Raw genomic sequence first — 23,902 nt, 5'->3', positions numbered from 1 at the left:
CGCTATGGAATTCACGATCCAACACTTTATCGCGCTTGCGCCGCTGCTGATCACCAGCCTCACCATTGTGGTGGTGATGCTGGCGATCGCCTGGCGCCGCAATCACTCGCAAACGTTCCTGCTGTCCTGTGCCGGTTTGAACCTGGCCCTGCTGTCGATTATCCCGGCACTCAAGGTTGCGCCACTGGCGGTCACCCCGCTGATGATGATCGATGACTTCGCGCTGCTGTATATCGCGTTGATCCTCGTCGCCACCCTGGCGTGCGTGACCCTCGCCCACGCCTACCTCGGCGAAGGCGGCACGGGCTACCCGGGCAACAAGGAAGAGCTGTACCTGCTGATCCTGCTGGCTGCGGCCGGCGGCATCGTGCTGGTCAGCGCTCAGCACCTGGCCGGCTTGTTCATCGGACTGGAACTGCTGTCGATCCCGACTTACGGCCTGGTGGCCTACGCCTTCTTCAACAAGCGCTCCCTGGAAGCCGGCATCAAGTACATGGTGCTGTCGGCCGCCGGTTCCGCGTTCCTGTTGTTTGGTATGGCCCTGCTCTACGCAGAAGCCGGCAGCCTGAGCTTCACCGGTATCGGTCACGCCCTGGCCGCCAGCAACAGCCCGGCGCCGATCGCCCAACTGGGCCTGGCGATGATGCTGATCGGCCTGGCGTTCAAGCTGTCCCTGGTGCCTTTCCACCTGTGGACCCCGGACGTGTACGAAGGCGCCCCGGCGCCGGTGGCGGCGTTCCTGGCCACGGCCTCCAAGGTTGCGGTGTTTGCGGTGATGGTGCGTCTGTTCCAGATCTCGCCTGCTGCCAACACCGGCGTGCTGAGCAACGTGCTGACCGTGATCGCCATTGCGTCGATCCTGTTCGGTAACCTGCTGGCCCTGACCCAGAACAACCTCAAGCGTCTGCTCGGTTATTCGTCCATCGCCCACTTCGGCTACCTGCTGATCGCCCTGGTGGCGAGCAAAGGCCTGGCCGTGGAAGCCATCGGCGTGTACCTGGTCACCTACGTCATCACCAGCCTCGGCGCGTTCGGTGTGATCACACTGATGTCCTCGCCGTACAAAGGCCGTGACGCCGATGCCCTGTACGAATACCGCGGCCTGTTCTGGCGCCGTCCGTACCTGACTGCCGTGCTCACCGTGATGATGCTGTCGCTGGCCGGTATCCCGCTGACCGCAGGCTTTATCGGTAAGTTCTACATCGTCGCGACCGGTGTCCAAGCCCACGAATGGTGGTTGGTTGCCTCCCTCGTGCTGGGTAGCGCCATCGGCGTGTTCTACTACCTGCGCGTGATGGTCACCCTGTACCTGATCGAGCCAAACCTGCGCCGTGTGGACGCCGAGCTGCACTGGGAACAGAAAGCCGGTGGCGTGATGCTGCTGGCCATCGCCCTGCTCGCGTTCTTCCTGGGTGTGTACCCACAACCGTTGCTCACCCTGGTGCAGCACGCGGTACTGGGCGTTTGATCGCTTAGGACTATGCAGTAAACAGAACGGCGCCTTCGGGCGCCGTTTTTGCGTTCTGGGGGAATGTATTGGGCAAGGTGTCTCTTGGTACCTATCCGTTATTTGGGTTAGGGCCGGTCGCGGCTAAACCGGCGTCCTGCCGGTTTACCCGCTCCGTACTACCTGCGTTCAGCCAGCGTGGTTTAACGGGGCGTCTAAGATCAAAGTCAAAAGCAGATCAAGATCAAAAGCAGAGCACGGCGGCCTGACAGCCGACCTGATCCTTGAAGCTGAACCCAATTCCAATGTGGGAGCTGGCTTGCCTGCGATGGCATCTACTGGTTATGCCTGATACACCGAGTTGTCTGCATCGCAGGCAAGCCAGCTCCCACAGAAAAGCAAAGCAGTACGGTGCTGGCAGATGCACTCGGTTGAATTGTGGGAGCGGGCTTGCTCGCGAAGGCGTTGTGTCAGTGACACATGAGCTGGCTGACCCACCGCCTTCGCGAGCAAGCCCGCTCCCACATTTGGATTTCAGTACATCAGGTAGAGGTGCTTTTGCCCTGCTCGCTTGCAGCGCTTTTATCCTCTTCCAATCACGGAAAATTCCGCTTCCGTTTGCTACCGCGTCCGGCATCTCCCCGCTAAGGGCCGCCGTATGGTGGTTGCGTTTTAGGAAAGTTCCCACAGCCAGGTCACTCGACCGAGTGCGCGCGGGCCAACAAACTATACGCTGACAAATCAAGCTCCGACTGGTTCGGGGCGGTTGGCTAGTATCTAGCGGCCGCCAAGCATCTCGGCAACGGTCTCGCTGCCCGGCCCCCCCTCAACCCACCCACACCGATGGCGCCACGCGCGGTGAACCCTCAGTCCAGAACAGCGAGTGGCTCGCGAGGGCCAACGAATCAATCCACCCACGCAGTTGCGACATGCTGTAGGCCAAGCTGACGATTCCGTTTGCCTTGTGAGGCGTCGGGGTCGTTGGGTAAATCCGCTTGTTGAGCAGGGGCCACCTAAGCTCAAGATCAACCGCCCAGCCGAGGCGGCGTGCACCTCCAATCGTGATCCGAGACGCCCCGCGCGCCCAGTAAGGGAGAGTGCCCTAACGAGGCTGCAACAGCAGCGCCACCAACGCACTCCAGCCCGTCTGGTGCGAGGCGCCCAGACCGCGCCCGGTCTCCCCGTGAAAATACTCATGAAACAGCACCAGATCACGACTGGCCGGGTCCGCTTCCAGCTGCGCATACCCCGCCATCGATGGACGCAGCCCGTCCTCATCCCTCAGGAACAATCGCGTCAGACGCTGACTGAGGCCGTCTGCAACTTCTTCAAGGGACGCCAGATAACCACTCCCCGTCGGGTACTCCACCGAGAAGTTATCCGCGTAGTACCGATGAAACTCGCGCAACGATTCGATCAGCATGTAGTTCACCGGCATCCACAAGGGCCCGCGCCAATTCGAATTGCCGCCGTACAACCGTGAGTCCGACTCGCCAGGCTGGTAACGCGCGCACAAGGTGTCGCCGTTCATCTTCAGCGCCAGTGGCTCCTGGGCAAACGCCTTGGACAAGGACCGCACACCAAAGCCTGACAGAAACTCCTGGTCATCCAGCATGCGGCGCAACAAATCCTTGGTCCGTTCGCCACGCAACAGCGCCAGCAACAGGCGATTGCCCTGCCCCGGCTCGTTCCAGCGCGACACCAACTTGGCCAAGTCCGGCCGGTGATGCATGAACCCCAGCAGCCGCTCACGCAAGCCTTCCAGGCCTTCATGTTCGCGCTGCTCCAGCACCAGCACGGCAAACAAGGGCATCAGGCCGACGATGGAACGCAAGCGCACCGGTTCGTTCTGGCCGTCGGGGCGGTGCAACACATCGTAGAAGAACAGATCCTGCTCATCCCACAGCCCTTCGGCGCTGTCGTCGACGCAGTTGATGGCGCCGGCGATGTACAGGAAGTGCTCGAAAAACTTCACCGCAATATCGACGTACACGACATTGCGCTTTGCCAGCTCCAGCCCGATCCGCATCAGGTCCAGCGCGTAGGCCGCGACCCACGCCGTGCCGTCGGCCTGATCCAGCTGGTAACCCGGCGGCAAGGTCGCCGAGCGGTCGAACAAGGCAATGTTGTCCAGGCCCAGGAACCCGCCCTGGAACAGGTTGCGGCCTTCGGCATCCTTGCGGTTGACCCACCAGGAAAAATTCAACAGCAGTTTGTGGAAAATCCGCTCAAGAAAATCCATGTCGCCGACACCTGTCAACGCCTTGTCCTGCTGATACACCCGCCAACTGGCCCAGGCATGCACCGGCGGGTTGGCATCGTCAAAACGCCATTCATACGCCGGCAGTTGGCCGTTGGGGTGCATGAAGCGGTCCTTCACCAACAGCAGCAACTGCTGCTTGGCATACCCAGGATCAATCAGCGCAATCGCCACCGCCTGGAAGCCCTGGTCCCAGGAGGCGTACCACGGGTATTCCCAGGTGTCGGGCATGGAGAGGATGTCGAAGTTGGACAGGTGCCGCCAATGGGTATTGCGGATGTGCAGGCGCTCGGGCGGTGGCGCCGGTTGGGCAGGGTCGCCGTCGAGCCACTGGTTCACGTCGAAATAGTAGAGCTGTTTGGACCACAGCAAACCCGCCAGGGCCTGGCGCTGCACATTGCGCGCGTCCGCATCGGAGATGCCGTGTTGCAAGGCCGCGTAGAACTGATCGGCCTCCTCGCGGCGCTGTTCGAACAGCTTGCGCGCGTTGATCTGCGGCGCATCGGTGGGCGCAAACCGCAGGTACAGGATTTTGCTTTCCAGGCCCGCCAGTTCGAGGATGAAACGTGCGGCGACCTTGGTGCCCGCATCGCGGCGAATCGCCGACTGCACGCCAGCCACCACGTAATCGTTGATGCCATCCTTGAACGGCCCGGGTGCCGGCTGCCCGTCCAGGCGCTGATAGTTGCTCTCGTTTTCGCAGAACAGCCACTCCACGCCGTCCTGGCCCCAGGCGCTGAGGTGGCGATCGGAAAGTTCGTGATGACGGGCCAGCACCTGTTCGCCGTCCAGGCGCAACTGCGGCTTGGGCGCATCCTGGGTCCAGCTCCAGTCATTGCGCGCCCACACCTGGGGCAACACCTGCAGGCGCGTCGGCTGGTCCGAGCGGTTATGCACGGTGACGCGCATGAAAATATCGTCGGGCTGATGCTTGGCGTATTCGACGCTGACATCGCAGTAGCGGTTGTCTTCGAACACGCCCGTGTCGAGGATTTCGTACTCGGCATCCGCAAGCCCACGGCGCGCGTTCTCGGTGGTCAGGTCGGCGTAGGGAAAGGCCGCATGCGGGTATTTGTAGAGCATGCGCATGTAGGCATGGCTGGGTACACCGTCGACGAAAAAGTACAGTTCCTTGACGTCTTCACCGTGGTTGCCCTCGGCGTTATTCAAGCCGAACAACCGCTCCTTGAGGATCGTGTCGCGCTCGTTCCACAGCGCCAGGCCCAGGCACCAGCGTTGCGCCTTGTCGCTGAAACCGGCCAGGCCATCTTCGCCCCAGCGATAGGCGCGGCTGCGCGCGTGGTCATGCGGGAAGTAGGCCCAGGCATCGCCGTCTGCGCTGTAGTCTTCGCGCACCGTGCCCCATTGGCGTTCACTCAAGTACGGGCCCCACTCGCGCCAACGCTCGGCCTCTGGCGTCGCCAGGCGCTGGCCTTCAATCGTTTCAAGGATGTTGGTTACGGGTGCGGCCGTCATTGGGTCCTCCATCACTGACACAGTGACGGGCAGTGTAGAACCCATCCACGCTCGGATGCACATGAAGTCTCGTCCACCCAGGCAAAAAAAGAGGCCGCTGATCAGGCGGCCTCGGTTTTTTCAACGCGGTAAAAGTGCGAGCGTGCTTAGAAGATCGCGTAGGTGTAGTTGAAGATCAGGCGGGTTTGATCCTGATCCGCAGTGCCGGTGTTGTGACCGTGATAAGTACCGGTCCGGAAGGTGGTGCCGAAGCCTTTGAGCGGGCCTGCCTGCACGACGTAATCCAGGCGGAAGTCGGTTTCGTTTTCTTTCTGGTCAGGGCCGCCGGCGACTTTGGACTTGATGTCCGTACCGTCCAGGTAAGCCACGGAAGCTTTCAGGCCGGGTACGTAGGCCTTGAAGTCATACGAGTACTGACCGAAGTTGACTTGCTCGCCCGCACGGGAGAACTGGCCAACCACGGCGTCGGTGAACAGGTAGAAGTCGCTGCCGCCCGCGCCTTGTTGCTGTGGGTCAGCGAGGCTGCCCTGGTTGACCCAGACGAAGCCGCCGTCGTCGCTCACGCCGATGTGGCCGAGCATCAGGCTGCTGCCGCCCAGTTGGTAAGTGAACGCGGCGCTGTAGGTTTTGTTGTCCACTTCACCGGCGTGCTTGGCGTAGCCACCGTTGTTGTTGAACGCATAACCGCTTTCGCCATTCTTGCCGTCGCTGGTGCTGTCGAAGTAGCGCAGGTCAGTCTTGAACGATTGGTCATTGCCCAGCGGCAATACGTGGACCAGGCCGAAATAGTTCTGTTTGTAGAAGTCTTGCAGGTTGGCGTAGTAGTACTGCAGCGTCAGGTTTTTCGCGATGGCGTTGTCGGACGACCCGAACGGTTTGTAGTCCACACCACCAAACTTGAAGCTGTCGCTGTCGCGCGTACCGCCGGCCACACTCAGGCCCGTGGAGTTACTGGACGCACGGCCTTCGGCCTTGTTCAGCTCACCGCCGGTGAAGGTTACGTTCGGAATGTCGCTGGAGGTGAGGATGCCGCCGTCAAAGGTCTGTGGCGCAACACGGCTGTCGTTGGAGACCAGAATAGGCAGCACCGGGGCCAAACCACCGCCGACGTGCAACTCGGTCTGGGAAATACGGAATTTCACGTTACCGGCGGCGCGACCGAAACTGTCGGCCGGTTCTGTGCCGTTGTTCTTGGTCGGGAAGAAGCTGTTGCCGTTCCCTGCCAGGCCTGGGCCTGCGGCGTGGCCGTCGCCACCATCAAGACGCAAGGCGCCGAACGCCATGACGTCGAAACCGACACCAAGGGTGCCTTGGGTGTAGCCGGATTTGTAGTCGAAGCGCAGCAGTGTCGCAGCTTCGCGCAGATCGTTGTTGGTCCCCGAGCGGTTGTCTGCGCTGTAGTACATGGTCCGCGAACTGATGGCGGCGTGGCTGTCTTCAAGAAAGCCACTGTGACCTGTGCCAGTGCCCAGAGAACCGAGCCCGAAGTCATCCGCGCAGGCGTGTTGCGCGAGCAATGCAGCGGTGATGGATAACGCCAGTGTAGAAATTTTCATGCGTGACGGCCCCTAAACATTTTTTTATGTGCGTTGTGTGCAAAACGGCGTTTTCATCCCTACAAACGTGACGATTGTTTCATGAGCACCGCGGCGCTCCTCGTGAAGAATTTGTTAGAAAAGTGCCTGTGAAAATGAAATTTCGCCGCCAGGGTTTTTTGTCATATTCACGTCATCTCATTCATTTGCAGAATGAAGTCCAGAGGATTCTTCGTTTGCAACACTGGCTCAAGCTCAACAAAATCCAGCGATAGGCCAAGTTCACGCCCCTAGCCATCAGGAATTTTTCTATGCCCACCACCGCACATGTCAGCCCCGACGACATCCGCAGAGGCTTTTCCAAAGCCATGTCCGACATGTACCGAGATGAAGTTCCGCTGTACGGGGCGCTGATGGCCCTGGTGGCCGAGACCAATAGCCGGGTGTTGGCCGGTAATTCGGGGCTTTCCCGGCAGTTGCAGCGCACGGGTGAAATCGAGCGTCTGGACATGGAACGCCACGGCGCCATTCGCCTGGGCACAGCCATGGAACTGGCAACCATCCGCCGTCTGTTTGCCGTGATGGGCATGCAGCCGGTGGGCTACTACGACCTGACGCCCGCGGGCGTGCCGGTGCATTCCACTGCGTTTCGCGCCGTGCATGAACGCTCACTGCAGGCCAGCCCGTTCCGTGTCTTTACTTCACTGCTGCGTTTGGAACTGATTGAAAACCCTGAGCTGCGCGCCTTTGCCGAAAACGCCCTGGCCAAACGCAACATTTTCACCCCGGGCGCCATGGCGTTGATCGAACAAGCGGAACGCGACGGCGGCCTCAACGCCCAAGACGCCGATGCATTTATCCGCCAAGCCCTGGAAACCTTTCGCTGGCACCACACCGCCACGGTCACCGGCGCGCAATACCAGCAACTGAGCGACCAGCATCGCCTGATCGCCGACGTGGTTGCGTTCAAGGGCCCGCACATCAACCACCTGACCCCGCGCACCCTGGACATCGACCAGGTGCAGGCCGCCATGCCCGGCAAAGGCATCACCCCCAAGGCCGTGATCGAAGGGCCACCGCGTCGCCACTGCCCGATCCTGCTCCGCCAGACCAGCTTCAAAGCGCTGGACGAGCCGATCGCCTTTACCGACGCGAAGGGCAGCCACAGCGCGCGCTTCGGCGAAATCGAACAACGTGGCGTCGCGTTGACGCCCAAAGGCCGCGCCCTGTACGACCAGTTGCTGAACGCTGCGCGCGACGAATTGGGCGCCTTCCCGAACGAGGCCAACGCCGCGCGGTATGTGCAATTGATGGAGCAGCACTTCGAGGCCTTCCCCGACAACCACACTCAGATGCGCGAGCAAGGGCTGGCGTACTTTCGCTATTTCGTCACTGAGCAAGGCCTGGCGGCGCGCGGCCAAGCCAATCAACCGGACACACTCCAGGCGCGCATTGCTGCCGGCCATGTGGACGTGGAACCGCTGGTGTATGAGGATTTTCTACCGGTGAGTGCGGCGGGGATCTTTCAGTCCAACCTTGGGGATGCGGCGCAGAGTCACTATGCGGCGAATTCGAACCAGGCCGAATTCGAGAAAGCACTGGGCTGCCGAACGATTGATGAGCTGAAGCTGTACAGCGAGACGCAACAGCGCTCCATGGATGAATGCATCCAGGCGCTGCAGGCATGAAATGAGAGTGCCCACCCGGCTCACCAGCGCAATCCTTGCGCCGCAACAGTCCCCAGAGCCGGGTGGGCGGTGCGCATGATAGGCAGTGAAAAGCGCTCTGTCCCTCAGACAATTCTGAACAAATATGTCCGCGCCCTGTAGGAGCGCGGACGGCAACTACACCAACTGCTGCACAATCTTGTCTTTGACCAGCAGACGCTTCTTCTTCAATTTCTCCAGTTCTTCGTCAGCTCCGCCTGAAGACTCGAAAGCCAGCACCTCCTTGTCGGCGGCGTCGTATTGCTCGAGCAGCGTGTTCAAACGGTCATCGCCCCTCCTGCGTTCGTGAACGACTTCCTTGGTCAAACCCAGATCCTGATACAGGTCGTGTTTCACTGGCATGGAGTACCTCCGCAAGTTGATCAATGGCCTACGCGTTTGAAGCTAGCCCATTGCGAGGGGTCTTGTCATGTCCGGAGTCATTACATCCCCGTTCGTCGTAATGCGGGCGATGCGATCAAACCTTTACCACGCCCTGCCCTCCACTGTAGATCGCCACCCGAGGGAGAACGGTTTCATGAATCACGCTGCCACTGCTGTCGACACCCAATGCATCAACACGATTCGCACCCTGGCCATGGACGCCGTGCAGAAGGCCAACTCCGGCCACCCCGGCACGCCGATGGGCCTGGCGCCAGTGGGCTACACGTTGTGGAGCCGCTTCCTGCGGTATCACCCGCAGCATCCCGACTGGCCTAACCGCGACCGTTTTGTGTTGTCAGTGGGGCACGCGTCGATGCTGCTGTATTCGCTGCTGCACCTGGCCGGTGTGGTGGAGATTGATGCTCACGGCAAGCGCTCCGGCCAGCCGGCCATCAGCCTGGACGATATCAAGCAGTTCCGGCAGATGAGCTCCAAGACCCCGGGCCATCCCGAGTACCGCATGACCACCGGCGTTGAAACCACCACCGGGCCCCTTGGCCAGGGTTGCGCCAACAGTGTCGGCATGGCCATGGCCGAGCGTTGGCTGGGCCAGCGTTTCAACCGCGACGGCAGCGTGCTGTTCGATTACAGCGTTTACAACCTGTGCGGCGACGGCGACATGATGGAAGGCATCAGCAGCGAAGCGGCCTCGATTGCCGGGCACCTGAAGCTGGACAACCTGTGCTGGATCTACGACAACAACACCATCAGCATCGAGGGCCATACCGAACTGGCGTTCAGTGAAGATGTGATCAAGCGCTTCCAGGCCTACGGCTGGCATACCCTGCACGTCACCGATGCCAATGACTTGCAAGCCTTGAGCAGCGCCCTGGAAACCTTCAAGGCCAACACCGGCGCACCGACCCTGATTGTGGTCGACAGCGTTATCGGCTACGGCTCGCCACACAAACACAACACCGCCGCCGCCCATGGCGAACCGCTGGGTGCTGATGAGATCCGCCTGACCAAGGCGGCCTACGGCTGGCCCGAGGATTCCAGCTTCCTGGTGCCCGACGAGGTCCGCACCGTGCTGCGCGATGCGCTGCTTGAACGCAGCCAGCCGCAGTATGAAGAATGGACCCGCCACTTGTCGCAGCTCGAACAGTACGAACCGGAACTGGCGGATGAACTGCGCCGCATGCGCGCAGGCGAAATGCCCGAGCATTGGCAGGATGAGCTGCCCAGCTTCGAAACCGACGCCAAAGGCGTCGCCAGCCGCGCAGCCGGTGGCGAGGTATTGAATGCCTTTGCTCAACAGGTTCCGTGGCTGCTCGGCGGCTCCGCAGACTTGTCGCCATCGACCAAGACCAACCTGACCTTTGATGGCGCCGGGCGGTTCAGTGCCGATGATTACAGCGGGCGCAACCTGCACTTCGGCATCCGCGAGCACGCCATGGGCGCGATTGCCAACGGCATGGCGCTGTCGTACCTGCGACCCTACACCTCGACTTTCCTGGTGTTCAGCGACTACATGAAACCGCCGATCCGCCTGGCGGCGATCATGGAATTGCCGGTGGTGTTTGTGTTTACCCACGACTCGATTGGCGTCGGCGAAGATGGGCCGACGCACCAACCCATCGAGCACCTGACGCAACTGCGCGCGACGCCGGGGCTACTGACCCTGCGACCCGGCGACGCCAACGAAACCCTGGAGCTGTGGAAGGTCGCACTGGCGCAGACCCATCGGCCAAGTTGCGTGGTGTTGTCGCGTCAGGCGCTGCCCACCCTGGACCGTACGAAATACGCGGCGGCGTCCGGTGCGGCCAAGGGCGCTTATGTCCTGGCGGGCGCGGACAACCCCAAAGTCCTGCTGCTGGCGACGGGCAGTGAAGTCAGCCTGGCGGTTGCGGCTTATGAGCAGTTGAAAAGCGAAGGCATTGCTGCGCAGGTGGTGTCGATGCCCAGCTGGGAACTGTTCGAAGAGCAGGACCAGGCATACCGCGACAGCGTGTTGCCGCCGGCGGTAAAAGCCCGGGTCGTCGTGGAACAAGCCGGCCCGCTGGGGTGGGACCGTTACGTCGGGCAGACCGGCGCCAAAGTGGTGATGAGCACCTTTGGCGCCTCGGCCCCCTTGGCCAAGCTGCAGGAAAAGTTTGGGTTTACCACAGAGAACGTGGTGAAGCTGGCCAAGGAGCAAATAGCTAACGCCTGATAAAAAATGCGCAAGCGGCTGGCCCGCTTGCGCATTTTGACCTGATTGGCAGTTAAGTCAGTTCTCGCACCAGAAACGGCGCAGTACGGCTGACCTTGCTTTTGGCCACCTTCTGCGGCGTGCCACTGGCCACCACCTTCCCGCCCTGCATGCCGGCCCCCGGCCCGATATCGATCACCCAGTCGCTCTGCGCCACGACGCGCATCTCGTGCTCCACAACCACCACCGTATGCCCCGCCTCGACCAGATGATTCAGCTGGCTGAGCAAGCGGTCCACATCGCGTGGGTGTAACCCGGTGGTGGGCTCGTCCAGGACATACAACGTGGAGCCGCGCGCATTGCGTTGCAGCTCGGTCGCCAGCTTGATGCGCTGCGCCTCACCGCCGGACAGCTCGGTGGCCGGCTGGCCCAACCGCAAATACCCCAGGCCAATATCGCGCAACACCTGCAACGAGCGCAGCACACCAGGCTGCTCGGCAAACACCGCCACCGCCTGCTCCACTGTCAGCCCCAGCACTTGGGCAATGCTCAACCCCTGCCATTTGATCGCCAGGGTTTCAGGGTTGTAACGCGCACCGTGACAAGTCGGGCACGGCGCGTACACGCTCGGCATGAACAGCAACTCGACACTCACAAACCCCTCACCCTCGCAATTGGGGCAGCGGCCCTTGGCGACGTTGAAGGAGAACTGCCCGGCATCATAGTGGCGCTTCTTCGCCGCCGGCGTGGCGGCGAACAGTTTGCGCACGTTGTCGAACAGCCCGGTGTAGGTCGCAAGGTTGGAGCGCGGCGTACGGCCGATGGGTTTCTGGTCCACCTGCACCAGGCGCCGGATCGACTCCAGACCCGCAGTGATACGTCCGCCGCTGGTTTGCGGGGTGTCGTCTTCCAGGCTGGGCTCTTCGTCGGCTTCCACCACACGGCCCAACCCCGCGCCCACCAGTTCCAGCAGCGCCTGGCTGACCAGGCTGGATTTGCCCGAGCCCGAAATACCCGTTACGGCCGTGAAGCATCCCAGTGGGAAGTCCACGCTCAGGTCATTGAGGTTGTTGCGCGTCACGCCTTCGAGCTTCAACCAACCGGTGGGCTCACGGCGCGCCTGGCTCGGCGGGCGTCGCTCGGCAAACAGATATTCGCGCGTCTGCGACGCCTCGATATCCGCCAGGCCCGCTGGCGGGCCGCTGTACAGCACTTGCCCGCCGTGCTCGCCGGCAGCCGGCCCCACGTCGATCAGCCAGTCGGCGCGGCGCATGGTTTCCAGGTCATGCTCAACCACAAACAGCGAATTGCCTGCGGCTTTCAAACGCTCCAGCGCAGTGAACAACGCTTCGCCATCCGCCGGGTGCAGACCCGCCGATGGTTCATCCAGCACATAGATCACGCCGAACAACTGCGAGCCCAATTGCGTGGCCAGGCGCAGGCGCTGCAGCTCGCCGGATGACAACGTCGGCGTACTGCGCTCCAGGGACAGGTAGCCCAGGCCCAGCTCGATCAGGGTGCTCACGCGTTCAAGCAAATCCTCGGCGATGCGCTGGGCGGCCAGGCGTTTTTCCACCGACAGCTTCATCTTGTCCTGCCCCGCCGCCACCGGCCGCAGCAACTCGGCCAACTGCGACAGCGACAGTTGCGACAGCTCACCGATATCCACCCCGGCAAATTTCACCGACAGCGCCGCGCGGGTCAGGCGTTTGCCCTCGCACATTGGGCAGGCGCTGCCCTGCATGAACTGCGAGACGCGCTTTTTCATCAGCGCACTTTGGGTGTGGGTGAAGGTGTGCAGGATATAGCGCCGCGCGCCGCTGAAGGTGCCCTGGTAACTGGGTTCGAGCTTGCGCTTCAAGGCCGCGCGGGTCTGTTCGGGCGTGAAGCCTGCGTACACCGGCACGGTCGGGGTTTCTTCGGTGAACAGGATCCAGTCGCGCTGTTTTTTCGGCAGGTCGCGCCAGGGAATGTCCACGTCATAGCCGAGCGTCACAAGGATGTCGCGCAGGTTCTGCCCTTGCCACGCCAACGGCCACGACGCCACCGCACGCTGGCGAATGGTCAGCGACGGATCGGGCACCATCAGCGCCTCGGTCACCTCATACACCCGGCCCAGGCCATGGCACTGCGGGCACGCGCCCTGGGGCAGGTTCGGCGAAAAGTCCTCAGCGTACAGCATGGCCTGGCCCGGCGGATAACTGCCGGCACGCGAGTACAACATGCGGATCAGGCTCGACAAGGTCGTGACGCTGCCCACCGAAGAACGCGCACTCGGCGTGCCGCGCTGCTGCTGCAGGGCCACGGCCGGCGGCAGGCCTTCGATGGAATCCACATCCGGCACGCCCACCTGATCGATCAGGCGCCGTGCGTAAGGCGCTACCGATTCGAAATAGCGACGCTGGGCTTCGGCGTACACCGTGGAAAACGCCAGGGATGATTTGCCGGAACCCGAGACGCCGGTGAACACCACCAGGGCGTCCCGCGGAATGTCGACGTCGACGTTACGCAGGTTATGTTCGCGAGCGCCGCGCACTCGCACAAAGCCAAGGTGCTGGCCGGTGACGGGAGGGATGTTGCGCTGTGAAGTCATGGAAGACCTTATCGGACAGTGAGCACGCTGCGCACCCGTTGTGTGAGGGATTCGGGGCTGTAGGGCTTGCTCAGCAGATGAATGTCGGGGCTCAGCAGATGATTGCTGGAGAGAATGTCGCGGGTATGCCCGGAGGTGAACAGCACCGCCACCGGCGGTACCTGGGCGCGGGCCCAGTCGGCCAAGTCAGTACTTTTGACCCGGCCGGGCATGACCACGTCGGTAAAAATCAGGTCCGGCTGCACGCCGCCCTGCAGCGCTTGCATCGCGCGGTCGCCGTCTTCGGCGGTGAGCACGGTGTAGCCCGACTGCTCGAGCAATTCCACCACCGTCACCCGTACATCGACGTTGTCCTCGACCACCAGAATGGTTTCCTGGCCGCCCGCGTGCGGCACAGCCTCAACGGGGTGGCTGTCCGGGTCCTCGGCGCCGAGGCTGCGCGGAAAGTACATTTGCACCACCGTGCCCTTGCCCTCCTCGCTCCACACCTCGACATGGCCGCCGCTTTGCCGCACGAAACCAAACACCATGCTCAGGCCAAGGCCGGTGCCATGGCCTTCACGCTTGGTGGTAAAGAACGGTTCGAACACCCGCGCCAGGACCGCCGACGACATGCCCACGCCAATATCCGTGACGGCCAGGCGCACATATTCGCCAGGCAGGACGCTCTTGCCCGCACAGTCGTCGGGGTTGAGGATGATGTTATCGCCGGTGATGCGGATCACGCCCTCGCCTTGCATGGCATCGCGGGCATTGATCGCCAGGTTGAGCAAGGCGTTTTCCAGCTGGTTGCGGTCGACGTTGATGCACCAGGAATCCTGGGGCAATTGCACATCGATATGGATGGTTTCGCCCAACGCGCGCTGCAGTAATTCACCCAAACCTGCATAAATGCGCTGGGGGTTGTAAACAGCCGGCGACAACGGCTGGCGTCGAGCAAAGGCCAGCAGTTGCGACGACAGTTTGGCGCCGCGCTCCACCGCTGCGATGGCGGCCGTGACCCGGCGCTGTACCTGGGCATTCTCGGGTTCGTGCCGGGCCAGCAGGTGCAGGTTGCCGGCGATCACTTGCAGCAGGTTATTGAAGTCGTGGGCCACGCCACCGGTCAGGCCGCCGATGGCTTCGAGTTTTTGCGACTGACGCAATTGCGCTTCGGCCGAGGAGCGCGCCTGCACTTCGGCCGCCACGCGTTGCTCCAGGTTATGCGTCAATTCCTGGCGCAAGCGCTCGGAGTTCACGTGGCCGGTGGTCTCTACCACAATCGCGAGCACACCGGCCGGTTGTTGGTCATCGCCGGCGACGGGGCTGTAGTAAAGATCCATCCAGACATCTTCCGGCTTGCCATTGCGCAGCAGCACCAGTGCCTTGTTGTTGAACGATAACGTGCCGCCCGCCAGACAGGTGTCCACGACATGCCGGTTGAACTCGGCCACTTCCGGCCAGCCCAGCTCCACGGGCGTGCCCAACAGAAACGGATGCCGGCCGCCGGCAAATACCGAGTAGCTGTCGTTGTAGATCATGTACCCAAGCCGCCCCCACAGCATCACCATCGGCATGGGGGATGCCAATAGCATCTGCACGGCGCTGACCAGACTCTTCGGCCAGGCGTGGATCGGGCCCAGGTCAGTGGTCGACCAGTCGAAGGCGCGGATCCGCTGGGCCATTTCACCGCCCCAGCCTTCGCAGCCATGGGTGTTGGATAAAAATTGCATCTATGGGCTCGTGGCGAAGAGAAGGATGGATGAGTGATGCAGTTACGCTGATAAAAACTTGGAGCCTGACTGCAATAATTCGTTTCATTGCATATAGCTTATCCGAGAAGGACTGAGCAACTGCCGTCAGTGAAAATCCCGGCTGCGCACATTAATCCCATCCAGCAGCGGCGTCAGATCGGTCAGGCGCCCGGCAATCAAGTGCCGCACCTCGCCTACCGCCTCCCAGCGCCCGTCGACTTTCAACAGGCGCGAACCGACCAACGCCTGACGCTGACGCTCGGCCAAGTCACGCCAGACCACCACATTGAGGTTGCCGAACTCATCTTCCAGGGTGACGAAGGTAACCCCGCTGGCGGTGCCCGGGCGTTGCCGGCCAGTGACCAGCCCCGCGACGCTGACGTTGCGCCCATGCGCCACCGCCATCAGCTCGAGGGAACTGCGACAGCGGCGTTTACGCAGCTCATCACGCAGCAACGCCAGGGGATGCGGGCCGAGGGTGGTGCCGACCGTGGCGTAGTCGGCCTGCAGGTCTTCGCCAACCGTTGGTGCCGGCAGCTGCACCGCCGCTTCGTCGGGGCTGGGCAGGCCAGCGAACAGCCCCAGCTGTTTATGCACCCCGGCCACTTCCCAGCGCGCCGTGTGCCGGTTGCCGGCCAACGCGCGCAAGGCGCCCGAGTCCGCCAGCAACGCCTGGGCACGAGCATCCAGCCCAGCGCGTTCGTCCAGGTCGGCAATGTCGCTGAACGTACCGCGCTGGCGGGCCGCTTCGATGCGCCGCGCGTCCTCCTCGCGAAACCCCGAGATCATGCGCAAACCCATGCGGATCGCCGGTTGCTGGCCGTCGATGGGTTCCAGGCTGCAATCCCAGTCACTGGCCAGCACATCCACCGGGCGGATCTGCAAGCGATGCCGCCGCGCATCCTGCAGGATCTGGTCCGGGCTGTAGAAACCCATGGGCCAGCTGTTGATCAGTGCACAGGCAAAGGCCGCCGGCTCATGGCATTTGAGCCAGCAACTGGCGTAGGTCAGCAAGGCAAAGCTGGCCGCGTGGGACTCGGGAAAACCATAGCTGCCAAAGCCTTTGATCTGCTCGAAGATTTGCGCGGCAAATGCCTCGCTGTAACCGTTCTTGAGCATGCCGGTGCGCAGGCGCTCCTGATGCGGTTCCAGCCCGCCGTGGCGTTTCCAGGCGGCCATGGAACGGCGCAACTGGTCGGCCTCGCCGGGGCCATAGTCGGCGGCGACCATGGCGATCTGCATCACTTGTTCCTGAAACAGCGGCACGCCCAAGGTGCGTTCCAGCACCGCCTCGAGTTGCGGTGAGGGATACGTCGTCGGCTCTTCGTTATTACGCCTGCGCAAATACGGGTGCACCATGCCGCCCTGGATCGGCCCCGGCCGCACGATGGCGACCTCGATCACCAGGTCATAGAATTTTTGCGGCTTGAGCCTGGGCAGCATCGACATCTGCGCGCGCGACTCGATCTGGAACACGCCAATGGTGTCGGCCTTGCTGATCATCGCGTAGGTGGCGGCGTCTTCCTTGGGAATCGTCGCCAGCGCCAGGTCCAGGTTGCGATGCCGGCGCAGTAAATCGAAGCAGCGGCGGATCGCACTGAGCATGCCCAGGGCCAGAACATCCACCTTGAGCAGGCCGACAGCGTCGAGGTCGTCCTTGTCCCATTGGATGATAGTGCGCTCGGCCATGGCAGCGTTTTCCACCGGCACCAGCGTGTCCAGCGGGTATTCGGAAATCACGAAACCGCCCGGGTGCTGGGACAAGTGCCGGGGGAAGCCGATCAACTGCTGCGTCAGCGTGAGCACGCGGCGCAGGATCGGGCTTTGCGGGTCGAAGCCGCCTTCGCGCAGGCGCTCCAGGGGCGGCGCATCGTCACTCCAGCGCCCACAGCATTCGGCCAGGGCGTTGATCTGGTCCGGCGGTAAGCCGAGGGCCTTGGCCACATCGCGCACTGCGCCGGCCGCGTGGTAGCTGCTGACCACCGCCGTCAAGGCCGCGCGGGTACGCCCGTAACGCTGGAACACGTACTGCAGCACTTCTTCGCGGCGTTCGTGTTCGAAGTCGACGTCGATATCCGGCGGTTCATTGCGCTCCTTGGACAGGAAGCGCTCGAACAGCATGCTCATCAGGCTCGGGTTGATCTCGGTGATGCCCAAGGCAAAACACACCGCCGAGTTGGCCGCCGAGCCCCGGCCCTGGCACAGGATCGAACGGCTGCGGGCAAAGCGCACAATGTCGTGCACGGTGAGGAAATAACTTTCGTAACCCAGCTCGCTGATCAACTCCAACTCATGGTTGATCTGCTGCAAGGTCTTGGCGTCGACACCCTCAGGCCAGCGCTGGGCAATGCCTTCTTCGGTGAGCTGGCGCAACCAGGATTTCGCGTTCTGGCCGGCGGGCACCAGCTCGCGCGGGTAGTGGTAACGCAATTGGCTGAGGTCGAACGTGCAGCGCCGCGCGATGGCCAGGGTTTCATCGAGCAAGGCCTGCGGGTACAGCGCGCCGAGGGCGTCGAGGCTGCGCAGGTGCCGCTCGCCATTGGGGTGCAGGCGTGTGCCAGCGTCGGCCACCGTGACGTGATGGCGGATGGCGGTCATGGTGTCTTGCAGGGCGCGGCGACCGCGCGCATGCATGTGCACATCGCCGCAGGCCACCGCCTTGATATGCAGGCTGGCGGCCAGGGCCAGGCGCTGCTCCAGGTGGCGCGCATCGTTCTGGCCGCAATGCAGGTGCACCGCCAGCCACAGGCGATCGGCGAAGGTACGCCGCAGCCACTGGATCGAGGCCTGGGTGTCGCTGTCTTCGGCAACCCACAGCGCCAGCAGGCCAGGCAGAGGCTGGTCGAAGTCTTCCTGCAGCAGGCGATAACGACCTTTTTCGGCACGGCGTCGGGCCAGGGTAATCAGCCGGCACAAGTGCTGGTAGCCACTGAGGTCTTCTACCAGCAACACCAGTTTGGGGCCGTTCTCGATGCGCACCTCGCTGCCGATAATCAGCGGCATGTCCACCGCCTTCGCCGCCTGCCAGGCGCGCACGATGCCCGACAAGGTGCATTCGTCGGTGATCGCCAAGGCGCTGTAGCCCTGGCGCTTGGCGCGCTCGAACAACTCCAGCGCACTCGACGCGCCGCGCTGGAAACTGAAATTGGACAGGCAATGCAGCTCGGCGTAACTCATGCAAACCAGCCTTGCAGCCACAGCCCATCGCTTTGCCCGACGGTGCGATAGGCCCAGCCTTGCTGCCCGGCGCGGGTCTGGATCAGGTAATAGTCACGGCGAATATCGGCGCCATCCCACCAACCGGATTCGATGCGTTCCGGGCCCATCAGAATCTGTACGCCCTGCTCGGCCAGCAAGGTCGGCTCGTGCAGCAACCAGCCCGGGCGCTGCACCTTGTTCAAGGTGGGGCACGCGCGGCTATCGGCGGCGGCTTGCCAGGCGCATTCGGGGCGGTGGTCGGCATGAAAGCGCAGGCCTTGCACAGCTTCATCGCCCAGGCGTGCGCGCAGGCGTTCGCGCAGTTGCTCCCAGGGCAACGTCTGTTGCGGGCGGTCGTCGAACAAGTCCTGGCGCTGCGGCACGAACACCGGCAGGTCCTGGGCCACCAGGCGAAAGCCGCGAACCGGCGAGGTGACTTGCACCTGCTCCAGACGGCCGCGGGCCAGTTCGAACAGCATCGCCGGTTCGCGCTCGGCGCTGAGCAGGCCGACCTTGATCACGCTGTCAGGCGCCTGGGCGTGTTCCAGGTGCAGGTCGAAACGCTGCACGCCGCTGTCGCGACCGCAGAGGAAGGCCGACAGGTCACCGGTCAGGCGGCGCAACGGAAACAGTAAGGCCTGGTGGGATTGCACATCGAAATTCAGCTCGATGCGTGCATCGAACTGCTCCGGTGGCTGATAAAACGCCAGTGGCAGCGGCCGCTGCCCGCTCAGCGCATCCAGGTGCTTGAGCAAGCCGGCATCAAAGCGCCGCGCCAACGTGTGGCGGGGCAACGCCTGCACCTGGGCCAGCGTGCGCAGGCCCATGCGTGACAAGGCGGTGGCGGCTTGCGGGTCGAGGCCTGAACGCTCGACAGGCAGTGGCGCCAGGGCTTGGTGCAGCGCGTGATCATCGGCCACGGCCAGGCCATCGTAGATATTGGCCAGCACCCGCGCCGCCGCCGGATTGGGCGCGGCGACGATACGGTGGCGAAACCCCAACGCGGTCAGCTCGTTGCGCAACCGCGCCTCGAACTGCGGCCACGGCCCGAACAGGCCCAGGCTCGATTCGATCTCGAACAGCAAGGCGCGCGGGTAATACACACTGACCTGGGAACTGAACCGGTAGGCCCAGGCCGCCAGAAACTGCTGCCAGCGCTCGATTTCTGCGGGGTCGTATTCGGCGCTGGCGAAGGTCTTGGCCAGCGCATGCGCAGCCGTCAGCGATTGCCCGGGACGCAGGCCCAACGCGCGGGCGGCGGCATTGACGGTTTGCAACACGCGACGCTGCGGCGTGCCGGCCAGCAGCACCAGCGGCTGGTCGGGCTCGGGATGCACACGCTGCACCCCGTCCAGCGCCAATTGCGGGAAGACAATACACACCCAGCGCATGGCAACCTCAGTGCCCCGCCAGCGCAATCGGCGCCGGATGGGCCAGCCCGCCCCGGCATTTGAGCACCCGCACTTGCGCAGGTTTTGCCTCAACGGCCAGGCGCAAGGCGGCGGGCGAGGCATTGATTGCCTCGTGTAAAGAGCGCCAGGCAAACGCCAGGGTCTGGCCGGTTTCGGCCGCCACCTGCAAACGGCGCAAGGCGCGGTCATCAGCCTTGCGCGGCCAGCACAGCACGGCGCCGCAACTGCCGGAACGCAGGCATTGTTCGACGGCCCACAAGGTATCGCGCTCCTCGGCCTGGATCACCGAAAGCTGGCGCAAATCCACCCCGGCGTTCTGCCAGGCGTGCGGGTACGGCGTGTAAGGCGGCGCGACCAGCACGATGCGCTCCCCTGCCGTTGATAAGCGCGCCAGGGTCGGCAACACCAATTGCAACTCGCCGACCCCTTCCTTGGCCATCAGGATTTCGCTCAGGGCCGCCTCCGGCCAGCCGCCGCTGGGCAGCACCGCGTCCAGCGCCGCCAGCCCGGTGGGGTGCACGCTGGCCGGCGGCGCAACCGGCCGGCCCTTCCAGACTCGGCCGCCATTGAACAGCGAGTCCAGAGCAACGACGGCGCCCATCAGCCTTGCCTCACCAGGCCGCAGAACACCCCTTCGATGGCCAGGTCCTGATCGGGGCCTACCTCGATGGGTTGATACGCGGGGTTACGCGGCAGCAGGCGCACATGCTCGCCATGGCGCTCGAAGCGTTTGATGGTGACCTCGCCGTCCAGACGCGCCACCACAATCTGGCCGTTCAAGGCTTCGGCGCTGCGACGTACGCCGACCAGGTCGCCGTCGAGAATGCCGTCTTCGATCATCGAGTCGCCCTGCACCCGCAACAGGTAATCCGGGGTTTTCGCAAAGGTGGCGGGGTCCAGTTGCAGGCGGTTGTGCACTTCGGCGTCGGCGCCAATCGGCAAACCGGCGGCGACGCGGCCGAGCACGGGCACATCCAGCCATTCGGGGCGTGCCGGCTGGTTGAGCAGGCGGATGCCCCGGGCCTGGTTAGGGTTGACCTCGATGTAACCGGCTTCCGTGAGGGCCACCACGTGCTTGCGCGCAACGCTGCGGGAGGCAAAACCGAACGCCTCGGCGATCTCGGCGAGGCTGGGGGGCTGGCCTTGCTGCGCGATACGGTCGCGGATGAAGGTCAGGATGGCAGTGCGGCGGGGGGTCAGGGTCGTCATGGAGTACATTTGTACTCTTGTAGGAAATCTCTGACAATAGCCGTCAGTCGGGAGCGTTCGAGTGCCTGTCCGAGGGCAGCAACGCACCGGCACTCAGCGCAAGCCTGCCTCTCGAGTCAGCCATAAAAAGGCCAGGTCTCAACTATCTTTGCGCCGCGCACCGCCAGCAGCTCCCCAAACTGCAACAGCACATACTCACTCTGCGTGGGCCGCAGTGGCGCGTTCGGGGGGGATGTTTGGGCGTGTCGTCACAGGCGGCGAGCAGGCCGAGGACGGCCAACAATAAGGCAATGCAGCGCATGGCCACCCTCTCTTTTTAGGCTGTGGAAGCTGCTTGCACACTAAGACAGCAACGCCACGGCGCTGAGGGTTTTGGCGGACACAAAGGGGGCTTGGTGGGGCAGTCGAATGCGAGGCGTTGGCCACCCCGCATCCAGCGGTTCGCTTAGAACGCGATACCGACCTTGAAACCGTACTCGTCACGCTTGAGCTTGGTGTTGTCGGCGACATAGGAGTCGTCGTCAAGCTTGTATTCGGTACGGGTGTAGTACAGGCCCGCCATCACTGGCAGGTCGCCTTTCTGGTTCATCAGCAGGCTGACTTCAGCGTAAGGGTTGGTGCGGTCCTTGAGGTCCACGGTGTCGCTGCCCACGCCATCGACTTTGAGCTTGGCACGGCCGTCGATGGTACGACGGGCACCGGCTTCGACGCGCAGAGTCATGTCATCGAACTGGTGGTTGTAACCCAGGGCAGCTTTGGCGAACGGCGACTTGTTGGTGAGCTTGACGTCGTAGTCATTGGTGTCCGGCTCGTAGCGGGTCCAGCTGTAGCCACCACCCACAATCACGTCGACAAAGTTGCGCGCGTCGAGCGCGGCACGCCAGCCGAGGTCCAGGTCAGCCTGGCCTTCCTTGAGTTTGTTGTCGCTCTTTTCGCCGTACTTGGCTTCGATCCCGGCCTGGTAGATAAAGCCGGATTCAGCGGTGAGCTTGTTGCCGAAGTTGTAGAACAGGCCCGCTTCAGGCATGTGGTCCTTGTCGCTGTCGCTGCCGCCTTCGAGCTTGAAGTCGTTGTAGCTGCCCTGCAGACCGAAAACCGAAATCGGGCCCGTCGGTGCAGCGGCGAACACCACGGCAGGCGCAGCGACCAGCGCCAACAGCGAGGAGCCCTTGAGGAATTTTCCGAATAGCTTGGACATCGTTTTACATCTCCTTGTCTGGTGAGCAAATTATTCAGGAATCGCTTCGAACCTCGGCTTTCGCGAAAGGTTCGAATTAATTTGCGTCGATTTGGAGAAAAAACGGTTCAGCGCAGGCTCTATCTCAAGCTTCTTTGGAAGCTGCTATCACTAGGCCATTAAGGCTCTCGCGAAGAAGAGGATGCACCGGCAGGCGAATACCCAAGGTGCCATGCAGCACTGCCAGCAGCTCATCGACACTCTCGATTGCGCGCTTTTCACTGGGCTGATCCAGGCAGTGGACCGCGTAGTGGGCGTTATTCAATGTGTAGCGTTTACCCGGCGCGAGCAGCGCAGCTTTCAATTGGCCGACAAACACCGAATCCGGGTGCGTCGACACGTACCAGTTGCCGATTTCATAGTCCCTATCCGCCTGCACCTGCAGGTCAAACACATACAAGCCACGCCACTCCTCGCCCACCTTGGCCCACAAGGTGTAATCGGCGCCATTGCACGTCAGCCGATAGGGTTCGTGGGCGGTGGCCTGGATCGCCTCGGTGTCCAGCTGCAAGGGGCTGCTTGGCACCATGCCGCCGAAGCCGACGTCGGTGACATAGCGCACGCCTTCCAGGGTGACCAGGCTCAGGCGATGGGTGCGTCCGGTGCGCGCATCTACCGGCCCGCCCATCACTACCCAGCCGGTGAGACCGCGCGCCTCGAAACCCAAATCCTGCAGGAGCGCGAGAAACAAGTGGTTCAACTCGAAGCAATACCCGCCACGCCCATCGAGCAGAACCTTTTGCTCGATGCTCGGCAAGTCGATCGGCACCGGGCAGTGCAGCAACGTCGACAGGCTTTCAAAGGCGAACGTGCACACATGGCGCAACTGCAATTGCTGCAGGGTTTGCAGGGTCGGCGGCGGCGGCGTGTCGTAGCCCAGGCGTTGCAGATAAAGCTGGCGATGAGTCAAGCGGGGCATGGCGCGATCCTTGAGCGCGGGGCGAAGCGCTCACTATGCAGGGCCAGTGTGCGACTTGTCATTTTGACTGAACCTTTTTGAACACTCACCGATCCATCTATAACAAGACAGGGAGGCAACATGAGTACCGCAAAAATCTACACCATTAATTACCAGCTGCACGGCCAACCGAAGTCCTTTGTGGTGCGCGCGGAGGTGATGAACAACGCCGAGGCGTGGCATTGGGCAGCGGTGGATGCCGACATCGCCCATGTCAGCCGCATTGGGCGTGTGGGTCACGAACAGGTGAAAAAAACCACTCGGCCCTGGGCGGAAAAGTTCGGTATTACCGACGTCACCTGGGTGCCGCCCAAATAAGCAAAAGCCCCGCAATGGCGGGGCTTTTTGTGTTTCTTTAGTTAGTTTTCAAGTCGCCCAGCGGATCATAGGGCGGCTTTTTTTTCGGCTGTTTTTTCTTGTCCAACGGCGCGATCGCAGGGCCGATGGGGTCGACTTGCGGGTCGGCTACATCCGGGGAGTCCGGGTCAAAACCCAGCTCGTCCTTGCCACTGCCATGCTCGTCTGAACGCGGGCCTTTCGGGGGATTACTCACGGCGATCTCC

The 23,902-nt window shown here is 62.6% G+C and carries 16 protein-coding genes and 1 pseudogene; 4 read left to right on the top strand and 13 right to left on the bottom strand.

The window, feature by feature from the left end; translation table 11 throughout:
• Positions 1-4: 4 nt before the first annotated feature.
• Positions 5-1,468 carry an NADH-quinone oxidoreductase subunit NuoN gene (nuoN, locus tag ACP7B3_RS24220; RefSeq protein ID WP_145164678.1) on the top strand — a complete coding sequence of 488 codons (1,464 nt, stop codon included), beginning with the start codon at positions 5-7 and terminating at the stop codon, positions 1,466-1,468.
• A gap of 1,081 nt (positions 1,469-2,549) precedes the next feature.
• On the opposite strand, the gene ACP7B3_RS24215 is transcribed toward nuoN, so the two are convergent.
• Together ACP7B3_RS24215 and ACP7B3_RS24210 are read right to left on the bottom strand one after the other, a co-directional pair.
• The gene (locus ACP7B3_RS24215) at positions 2,550-5,183 is read right to left on the bottom strand and encodes an MGH1-like glycoside hydrolase domain-containing protein (protein WP_426181371.1); all 2,634 of its coding nucleotides are present in this window, start codon (positions 5,181-5,183) and stop codon (positions 2,550-2,552) included.
• Between the two features lie 146 nt (positions 5,184-5,329).
• Entirely contained in the window at positions 5,330-6,739 is a 1,410-nt protein-coding gene (locus tag ACP7B3_RS24210; RefSeq protein WP_145166144.1) for an OprD family outer membrane porin, read from the bottom strand.
• A 290-nt stretch (positions 6,740-7,029) separates the two neighbouring features.
• Between ACP7B3_RS24210 and hglS the strand changes: the two genes are divergently transcribed.
• Positions 7,030-8,406: a 2-oxoadipate dioxygenase/decarboxylase HglS gene (gene hglS, locus ACP7B3_RS24205; RefSeq protein ID WP_426181367.1), complete on the top strand. Its 1,377-nt coding sequence runs from the start codon at positions 7,030-7,032 to the stop codon at positions 8,404-8,406.
• A gap of 156 nt (positions 8,407-8,562) precedes the next feature.
• On the opposite strand, the gene ACP7B3_RS24200 is transcribed toward hglS, so the two are convergent.
• Positions 8,563-8,787 carry a DUF465 domain-containing protein gene (locus tag ACP7B3_RS24200; protein WP_106579897.1) on the bottom strand — a complete coding sequence of 75 codons (225 nt, stop codon included), beginning with the start codon at positions 8,785-8,787 and terminating at the stop codon, positions 8,563-8,565.
• 175 nt (positions 8,788-8,962) lie between these two features.
• On the opposite strand from ACP7B3_RS24200, the gene tkt reads away from it, so the two are divergent.
• Positions 8,963-11,020: a transketolase gene (tkt, locus tag ACP7B3_RS24195; RefSeq protein ID WP_426181363.1), complete on the top strand. Its 2,058-nt coding sequence runs from the start codon at positions 8,963-8,965 to the stop codon at positions 11,018-11,020.
• A 52-nt stretch (positions 11,021-11,072) separates the two neighbouring features.
• Here the strand turns inward: tkt and uvrA are convergent, their stop codons facing one another.
• The 9 genes and pseudogenes from uvrA to ACP7B3_RS24150 all read right to left on the bottom strand — a co-directional run bounded on the left by uvrA (position 11,073) and on the right by ACP7B3_RS24150 (position 23,300).
• Complete coding sequence (gene uvrA, locus ACP7B3_RS24190) at positions 11,073-13,592, bottom strand: excinuclease ABC subunit UvrA (protein WP_426181360.1); 2,520 nt, start codon at positions 13,590-13,592, stop codon at positions 11,073-11,075.
• Positions 13,593-13,600: 8 nt separating this feature from the next.
• Positions 13,601-15,304, bottom strand: a complete 1,704-nt coding sequence (locus ACP7B3_RS24185) for an ATP-binding protein (RefSeq protein ID WP_416363165.1) — start codon at positions 15,302-15,304, stop codon at positions 13,601-13,603.
• Positions 15,305-15,430: 126 nt separating this feature from the next.
• The gene (locus ACP7B3_RS24180; protein WP_426181356.1) at positions 15,431-18,523 is read right to left on the bottom strand and encodes an error-prone DNA polymerase; all 3,093 of its coding nucleotides are present in this window, start codon (positions 18,521-18,523) and stop codon (positions 15,431-15,433) included.
• Positions 18,499-19,914: a Y-family DNA polymerase gene (locus tag ACP7B3_RS24175; protein ID WP_145166137.1), complete on the bottom strand. Its 1,416-nt coding sequence runs from the start codon at positions 19,912-19,914 to the stop codon at positions 18,499-18,501. The genes ACP7B3_RS24180 and ACP7B3_RS24175 overlap by 25 nt, the downstream gene beginning before the upstream one ends.
• A gap of 7 nt (positions 19,915-19,921) precedes the next feature.
• Complete coding sequence (gene imuA / locus ACP7B3_RS24170) at positions 19,922-20,536, bottom strand: translesion DNA synthesis-associated protein ImuA (RefSeq protein WP_106579903.1); 615 nt, start codon at positions 20,534-20,536, stop codon at positions 19,922-19,924.
• Positions 20,536-21,153, bottom strand: coding sequence for a transcriptional repressor LexA (gene lexA / locus ACP7B3_RS24165; protein ID WP_106579904.1), 618 nt, complete (start codon positions 21,151-21,153; stop codon positions 20,536-20,538). The genes imuA and lexA overlap by 1 nt, the downstream gene beginning before the upstream one ends.
• 107 nt (positions 21,154-21,260) lie before the next feature.
• Positions 21,261-21,359: pseudogene (locus ACP7B3_RS24160) on the bottom strand (hypothetical protein); the annotation flags it as partial.
• 230 nt (positions 21,360-21,589) lie between these two features.
• The gene (locus ACP7B3_RS24155; protein ID WP_145166135.1) at positions 21,590-22,342 is read right to left on the bottom strand and encodes an outer membrane beta-barrel protein; all 753 of its coding nucleotides are present in this window, start codon (positions 22,340-22,342) and stop codon (positions 21,590-21,592) included.
• 124 nt (positions 22,343-22,466) lie between these two features.
• Positions 22,467-23,300: an arylamine N-acetyltransferase family protein gene (locus ACP7B3_RS24150; protein ID WP_426181350.1), complete on the bottom strand. Its 834-nt coding sequence runs from the start codon at positions 23,298-23,300 to the stop codon at positions 22,467-22,469.
• A 120-nt stretch (positions 23,301-23,420) separates the two neighbouring features.
• On the opposite strand from ACP7B3_RS24150, the gene ACP7B3_RS24145 reads away from it, so the two are divergent.
• Positions 23,421-23,657 (top strand): DUF6555 family protein, encoded by a 237-nt coding sequence (locus ACP7B3_RS24145; protein ID WP_106579910.1) that lies wholly within the window; start codon positions 23,421-23,423, stop codon positions 23,655-23,657.
• Between the two features lie 37 nt (positions 23,658-23,694).
• Here ACP7B3_RS24145 and ACP7B3_RS24140 read toward each other — a convergent pair whose 3' ends face one another.
• Complete coding sequence (locus tag ACP7B3_RS24140) at positions 23,695-23,892, bottom strand: DUF6021 family protein (RefSeq protein WP_426181346.1); 198 nt, start codon at positions 23,890-23,892, stop codon at positions 23,695-23,697.
• Positions 23,893-23,902: the final 10 nt, after the last annotated feature.

This window comes from Pseudomonas sp. TWRC1-2, assembly GCF_049896685.1.
Taxonomy (GTDB): Bacteria; Pseudomonadota; Gammaproteobacteria; order Pseudomonadales; family Pseudomonadaceae; genus Aquipseudomonas.
The sequence above is the reverse complement of the archived record's forward strand: the minus strand, read 5'-3'. Positions and strand labels throughout refer to the sequence as shown.